The 6,757-nt window shown below is 58.5% G+C and carries 4 protein-coding genes; 2 read left to right on the forward strand and 2 right to left on the reverse strand.

From position 1 onward, the window contains the following. The first annotated feature begins 971 nt into the window (after nucleotides 1-971). Complete coding sequence (locus VGE80_RS18435) at nucleotides 972-2,222, forward strand: AAA family ATPase (protein ID WP_440593684.1); 1,251 nt, start codon at nucleotides 972-974, stop codon at nucleotides 2,220-2,222. A gap of 665 nt (nucleotides 2,223-2,887) precedes the next feature. On the opposite strand, the gene adhP is transcribed toward VGE80_RS18435, so the two are convergent. Continuing rightward, the gene (adhP, locus tag VGE80_RS18440) at nucleotides 2,888-3,919 is read right to left on the reverse strand and encodes an alcohol dehydrogenase AdhP (RefSeq protein ID WP_373653821.1); all 1,032 of its coding nucleotides are present in this window, start codon (nucleotides 3,917-3,919) and stop codon (nucleotides 2,888-2,890) included. A gap of 524 nt (nucleotides 3,920-4,443) precedes the next feature. Here adhP and VGE80_RS18445 point away from each other — a divergent pair. Further along, nucleotides 4,444-5,913, forward strand: coding sequence for a B12-binding domain-containing radical SAM protein (locus VGE80_RS18445; protein WP_440593685.1), 1,470 nt, complete (start codon nucleotides 4,444-4,446; stop codon nucleotides 5,911-5,913). A 229-nt stretch (nucleotides 5,914-6,142) separates the two neighbouring features. Here the strand turns inward: VGE80_RS18445 and VGE80_RS18450 are convergent, their stop codons facing one another. Continuing rightward, nucleotides 6,143-6,388: a hypothetical protein gene (locus tag VGE80_RS18450; protein ID WP_373653320.1), complete on the reverse strand. Its 246-nt coding sequence runs from the start codon at nucleotides 6,386-6,388 to the stop codon at nucleotides 6,143-6,145. Nucleotides 6,389-6,757: the final 369 nt, after the last annotated feature.

The raw sequence follows: 6,757 nt of genomic DNA on the forward strand, positions 1-6,757 counted from the left end.
AACCGTCGACGAGTAACCACGCTCAAGACGAGCTCGCTCGCTGATGTACGCTCTGACAGCCCGCCAGCTGCCATTCAAGAGCATCGTTCCCCACTCTTCGTGCTCTCTCTCATCCGACTACTCGCTCGGGTGGACCCCGTCTCCAATCATTCTCCATCGTTGAACCTCATTCGCCCCCAGAAACACAGGTCAGGATGCCACCGACATCGCGTTTCACGAACCCGTTACGGCAGACTTGTGTGGTACGATGAGACACAGGGTCGGTGGAGAGCTCTTGTGTAGGGCTGCTTTCTGCTCTTAGCGGCTCAGTCGTGGCTTCCACCGACGCGGGGTCGGAGGAGAGCTCTTGGGTGGGGCTGCTTTCTGCTCTTAGCCGCTCAGTCGTGGCTTCCACCGACACAGGGTCGGAGGAGAGCTCTTGTGTGGGGCTGCTTTCTGCTCTTAGCCGCTCAGTCGTGGCTTCCACCGAACGCGGGGTCGGAGGAGAGCGGATTGGTTTGGGTGCGAGGGCGGCTTAGCGGGGCAGTCGTGGCTGCCGGCCGACTCGGGGTCCGGGGAGAGCGGTTTGTTGGCGTGGGGAGGGATCTTGGGGGGGAAACTGCCTGGGTTCCTGCTGGGTGACGGATTGACACCTGTTCTTCCTGGATCACCAGTTCTTTGGGGATGAGGTTTTGTTCCAAACGTTTGGAGGTTTGGTCTCGTTCGCAGAGTGTTTGTTGCTGACACTGCTCGTGGTGGAAGTTGCAGGACGGGGATGGGCAACCGGGGCGAGCATGCCCCTTCTTTTTAGCGTTCCCTTCTGCAATCGCCTGTTCGTTCGAAAAACTGCGGTTGAAGGTGCGCTCAGACGAGGAGGAGGTTAGAGCTTGGAACTCGAACATTGTCATTCAGGTGATTCGGCGAAGGGTGTGAGGAGGGGGGAGCCGTCGCGGCGAGGGGGGTGTTTGACTGACGTGGATGCGGAGGGGGACTTGGGAACTGGTGTGCAGGAGGGGTTTGTTTCGCGGTGTGTTGAGGAGCTGGAGGCTCGGCCGTTTGTCTGGCTGTGGGGTGAACTGGTGGCGCGGGGAATGGTGACGAGCCTGGCTGGTGCTTCCGGTATCGGAAAGTCGTTCGTGGCGGTCGATGTGGCGGCTGCGGTGACGCGGGGTGATCGGATGAGCTTGCGAGCGTCGAATACCTCGTCCCCGGCTCACACCGGCGACGGCGACGGGGGTGAGGTGCTGTTCATCTCGCCGGACTATGAAATGGCGGAAGTCCTGCGGCCGCGATTACTGGCGGCCGGGGCAGAGATGCGCCGCATTCGTGTGATCCAGGGAATTCCCACGAACGAAGCGGATCACCGGGGGAACGGATGCCGGCCGTTCCAGCTAAGGGACGATCTGGCGCTGCTGGAACAGGAGATCGAACGACGAACCGCGGCGGGTTCTCCCTTGCAACTGATCGTGATTGATCCGTTCCTGCAGGATTCTTCGTTCGAGCAGAGCCGTTTCGATGGGACGGCCCTGCTGTTGACGATGCAGCGTCTGGCGGGCATTGCGGCCGCGAATCAGGTCGCCATTTTGCTGGTGGTGAACGGCCCGGCCAAAGCCAGAGCCGCTGGGAATCACCGTTTGACGCCGCTGGAGTTGGTCGCTCCATCGGCTTGGTGGATCGGCCGTGATCCTGATCGCACGGAACGTCGGTTGCTGTTGCCCGTCAAAGCCAATCTGGTTGAGAGAACGCCTGCCCGCTCCTTTGTGCTCAGTGCAGGTCGCGTTGAATGGGACCGCCGGCCGATCTGGCTGACGGCCGAGCGGTTTCAGACCGAAATGCGGGAGCGGCAGCGACTTCCCTTGTTTGAGCAGGAATTCAGCGAGCTGGCACGGGCGATGTGCTGGCTGCGGGATTTCATGCAGACGGAGATGTATGAATTCAAGCAGGTGAAGTCCGCGGCGGATGTGATGGGCTTCAGCGAAAGAACATTGCGACGGGCGTTTTGTGGGTTGAAAGGAAACTCGTGGCGAATCCCCGGGACAAACTCCTGGGCCTGGAGGTTACGAGAGGGGGATGTCGTGAATCCGCACCTTCCCTGGCCGCTCGATCGGTTTCTCTATCAGGAAGATGATGAACCTGCGGAGGGAGACGTTGCCCACGCTGCAGGAGCGGAGGGAGTCGAGACCGGGCGAGTCAAAACTCAGGAAGTGGCGGTGGGAGATCGTGAGTCCGGGAGGGACGATTGATTGATGGGTGGTCGCGGCGAGGGAATCCGGAGAGAGACGACACAGCCGCGGGAGTCCCCTGCTACGGGCCAGGACGATGGCGACTTTCCGAGGAATGTCGGTGAAACAGGACGCCGGGAAAGGAGTAACGGGCTGGCCAGCTGGCCAAGCTTTGGCCAGTCGGTGGCCAGCCCCATGTGCTTTCGCAATCACGGTTTAAGTGATTCTGGCCGACTGGCCCGGTTGGCCAACGGATTGCGACACCTGACCCAGGGTCCCATTTACAACAGCCGGTCAGGATCTTCCCTGAGGTGGTCACCTGGTGCTCGATCGCTTTGCGTAGAAGGAAGCCACTGAGGCTCTTGCAGATCCGCTCACCACGGCATTGTAACGGACCGCAAACCGAATCGCTGGATTTTCGCTCTTTGACAATTCGAGACGAATCGTCCTTTGCCGGAACTGGCCCCGAGGCTTGCGGCAGGTGACGATTTCAGAAAATCTGCCGCTCGGTGCTCGTTGAAAAAGTGGGACAGGTACTGTGAACAGTGCCGGTCCACTCTCTCAACATGCACAAGACCGGATTGGAACCGGCACGAACTGGAGACCAACCGGGCCTCAGCCTGGCGCGACATCCCGTTCCGCCACTTCAACCCAGTTGGTCAGTCACTTCGAGGAATGCGCGTTCCTCATGCCTGGCGGAGGTCGAGGACGATTCGGCCTTCGATTTTGCCCTGGTGCATTCGTTCGAAGACGCTGTTGATGTTTTCGAGGGGTTCCGGCGATGTGACCGCTTTCACTTTGCCCGCTGCGGCGAAGTCGAGTGCTTCCTGGAGATCGAGACGGGTTCCGACGATGGAACCTCGAACCGTAATGCCTCGCAGCACCATGTCGAAGATTCCCAGCGGGAATTCTCCGGGTGGAAGTCCGTTCAACGAGATGGTACCTCCGCGGCGGACCATTCCCAGTGCCTGCTGAAAGGCGATCGGGGAGACGGCCGTCACCAGGACTCCATGAGCTCCTCCGATCTCTTTGGTCAAGTAGGCGGCCGGATCGCAGTGACGGGCGTTAACCGTCACTTTCGCTCCCAGTCTTTGAGCAAATTCCAGCTTCGTATCGTCCACATCGACGGCTGCGACGTTCAGTCCCATGGCGATCGCGTATTGAACGGCCAGATGGCCCAGTCCTCCGATTCCGGAGATGACAACCCAGTTTCCCGGGTGTGTATCGGTCACCTTCAAGCCTTTGTAAACGGTGACCCCCGCGCACAACACCGGCGCGATCTCGACCAAGTCGACCCCGGAGGGGATTCGACCCACGAAATTGGGATCGGCGATCACGTACTCAGCGAAACTTCCGTTGACCGAATAGCCGGAGTTCTTCTGACGTTCACAGAGAGTTTCCCAGCCCCCAAGGCAGTGCTCACAGTATCCACACGCGGTGTGGAGCCAGGGAATCCCCACACAATCCCCCTCTTTAATATGCTTGACACCCGAGCCGACGGCGCAAACATAACCGACCCCTTCATGACCGGGGATGAAGGGGAGCGTCGGCTTGACCGGCCAGTCCCCCTGCACTGCATGCAGGTCCGTATGGCAGACCCCCGTGGTTTCGATCTTGACCCGGATCTGGCCAGGCCCCACCTCGGGGACGGGAAGTTCCTCAATCTGGAGAGGCTTTCCGAAATCGCGAACGACAGCGGCTTTCATCGTCGCCATGATGAGACTCCTGTAGTAACGGCAGAGCAGACATTTGAGAGTGCGACTCGGACAGTCGCTTTGGACTCCATAACGCCAGTCAAAGGAAGCAGCCGGCACGAACGTAAATCACGAACAGACGCGGATTCTGTTGATACTGCCTCAGCATGATTTTCATGTTGGTTTCCAGTGACATGATACCACGTGTTCAGATATCCAGCGATTCATTTTGTGGATCCTTGTCGAAGTCGCGCAGACGCAAAATCGAGCAGGAACCTGGATTCCTCGGCAGTAAAGAGTGCAATCCTTAAAGCTTGCGAACTCAGACCGGTGGCGGGTTTGCGGGGGCTCGATCGAGATTCCGGAGTGCCTGATGCGCGGATTTCGGCACAGTCAGTGAGCCAGTTGACTTAAAATGGATTTGATGAGTATATCAGTACGAAGTTAACCCACGTGCACACTGAACACCTGACTAAACAAGAGATTGCGACGTCGCCCAGGGGGCAGCAGTTCCGATAACTCTCCTTTTCAGACCGCGGGGCGTGAGAATGAAGCAGAAAGTCCTGATTGTTGACCTTAACAACTTCGCCACGTTCCCCACACTGGCCATCGGCCTGCTGGTGGCATCACTCCGTAAAGCGGGTTTCGATGTCGACGTCTTGTGTCCGCTGTCTCATGGCGTCCCGGCGGTCGCGCGAGAAAAACAGGAAGGTCGCATCGACCACTGGATTCGTCGATTTCATCTGACGAGTAACCCATTCCTGCTGGGGATGCGAGACACAGCGCGGCGGATGCGGTCCTGGTGGATCAATCGGCCTCATCCCGTGGTGGTGGCAGAGTGCGACCGGGCGTTGGCGAAGAAGCCAGATATCCTACTGCTGTCAGCGTACCTGCAGCACTATCCATCCGTCGTCGAGATCGGGCGGATTGCTCAAAGCCGGGGAATTCCCATGCTGCTGGGGGGCCCCGTCTTCAATATCCCCGCGACGTCCGACGCCTGGAGAAGTGTTCCCGGTCTCACCGCCATTTATGGGGGCGAGGCAGACCTCATCCTGCCGGAACTGGTTCGTACAGCCATCGCCGGTGGTGACCTGCTTCAGTTTCCGGGGATTGTCTTGCCGAACGGTCGAGTTGCCCCTGAAGCTCCGCCCCTGCGGGAACTTGATCAACTTCCCATCCCTGATTTTTCCGACTTTCCCTGGGACAAATATCGCATGCGGGTGATCCCGCTGATGTCGGGTCGCGGTTGCGGCTGGAGTCAGTGCGTTTTTTGCAGCGACGTCGTTTCCGTCAACGGTCGCACCTTCCGAACCCGGTCTGCCCCGGTCGTCCTGAACGAGATGCGGGAACTTGCCGCTCGGCACGATGCCCGTCATTTCCTGTTCCTCGATTTGAAGCTCAATTCTGACGTGCGGGTCTGGCGAGAGATCGTCGGGGGAATTCAGTCAGCCGTGCCCGGAGCCGAATGGATTGGCACGGTACACGTCGATAAACGCCCCGATAACGGTCTGAGGGCTGAGGATCTTCGCGCCGCTGTGAACGCCGGTATGCGACGAGTCAGTTTCGGTTTTGAAACGGCAAGCCAGCGACTGCTCGATCGAATGAAGAAGGGGTCGCTGATCGAGAACTACCGGCAATTTGTGGTCGACGCCTACGAAGCAGGGTTGAGCGTACGCTGCACTGCCTTTCACGGGTTTCCCACGGAGACGGCGGCCGATCTGGACGAGACGCGCAAGTTCTTCGAAGAGCACGCCAAACACATCGATCGAATTCGCTTCAACACATTCAACGTCATTCCGGGAACTCCTGTCCACGCGGGGGTGCATGCATCACCGCAGCAGATTCCCGAGTTGACGCCGATTGCAGAGGATCCAATTATCCAGCGGACAAGCTACCGCCATGCGGCGCTGGCGGCCCGTGATTATCGACGAGCGAAGAAGCGGTTGCTGGAAGTGATTCATTCGATCAATCGTCGCCCGCTACGGAGCGGCACAGAGGCCCTCGACGGCTTGATGTAACATCAGGGTGCTTCCACGACGAGCAGCCACTGCGGGACGCTACGGCCGCCTGAAGCTTTCGAGGGGCCGACACTGTGTTTCCATCGCCCCACCGGGAGTGATTCCGTCGAAGACGTTATGAACAGTCGGAAGTCCTCCGTCCCGCAATGAACCACGAGGGAGATTGAGAGGCCTTGCCGGAAAGCAACCTCTCAAGTGCAGACATCGGAGAACATGACGGTGGGTCTGGCTAGATCCCTGTCGAATCGTGAGTGTATTCGACGGGGGGTTCGTTCAACCGCTGCCAGATGGCGATATCTTCGGGCGTCGCCAGGCGGACATGGCTGATCTCAACGGGAAAATCTTCACCGGTCCGGTCGAGCAGTTCTGTGTGGATTCGGTGGAGTGCGGCATGGCCAGCAATCCAGGCATCGACTTCACTCTCTGCCGTGACCAGGGCATGTCGAATCGGAGACGCGACGTAGTAGGTAACCATTTTCTGCTCCTTTTGTACTCCTCACTACGACCCGCAACCACCTGCGGCGGCCTTGATATTCAGTCTGATTTGTTTCCTGCTGGACGTTCAAGAATTTTTTTGTTTATGGGATTCGTCCCACGGACACCAATCCCATTCCTAGGCCGACTCCTCAAACAACAGGGTCAGGAGCCAGCCCTATTACACCTACCCATCACCTCGCTTTAACGGAGGTTTGCCAGTTCTCATCAAAGTAGTCCGCTTGAATCACCTCTTCGGGAAAGGCTTCATTCGTTGGTTGCCATTGATCCACCCCGGCCGTCACTTTAATGACGCTCCAGTCTCCCTGCCGCGGGAACAACAAGTAGTTGAACGCTGCGAACTCTTTTT

The sequence above is a fragment of the Schlesneria sp. genome (assembly GCF_036405755.1).
GTDB lineage: Bacteria > Planctomycetota > Planctomycetia > Planctomycetales > Planctomycetaceae > Schlesneria > Schlesneria sphaerica.

Bases quoted from the DNA above. Each gene is read 5' to 3' on its own strand.
- VGE80_RS18445 (WP_440593685.1), top strand. From the start codon at position 4,444: ATGAAGCAGAAAGTCCTGATTGTTGACCTTAACAACTTCGCCACGTTC.
- VGE80_RS18450 (WP_373653320.1), bottom strand. From the start codon at position 6,388: ATGGTTACCTACTACGTCGCGTCTCCGATTCGACATGCCCTGGTCACG.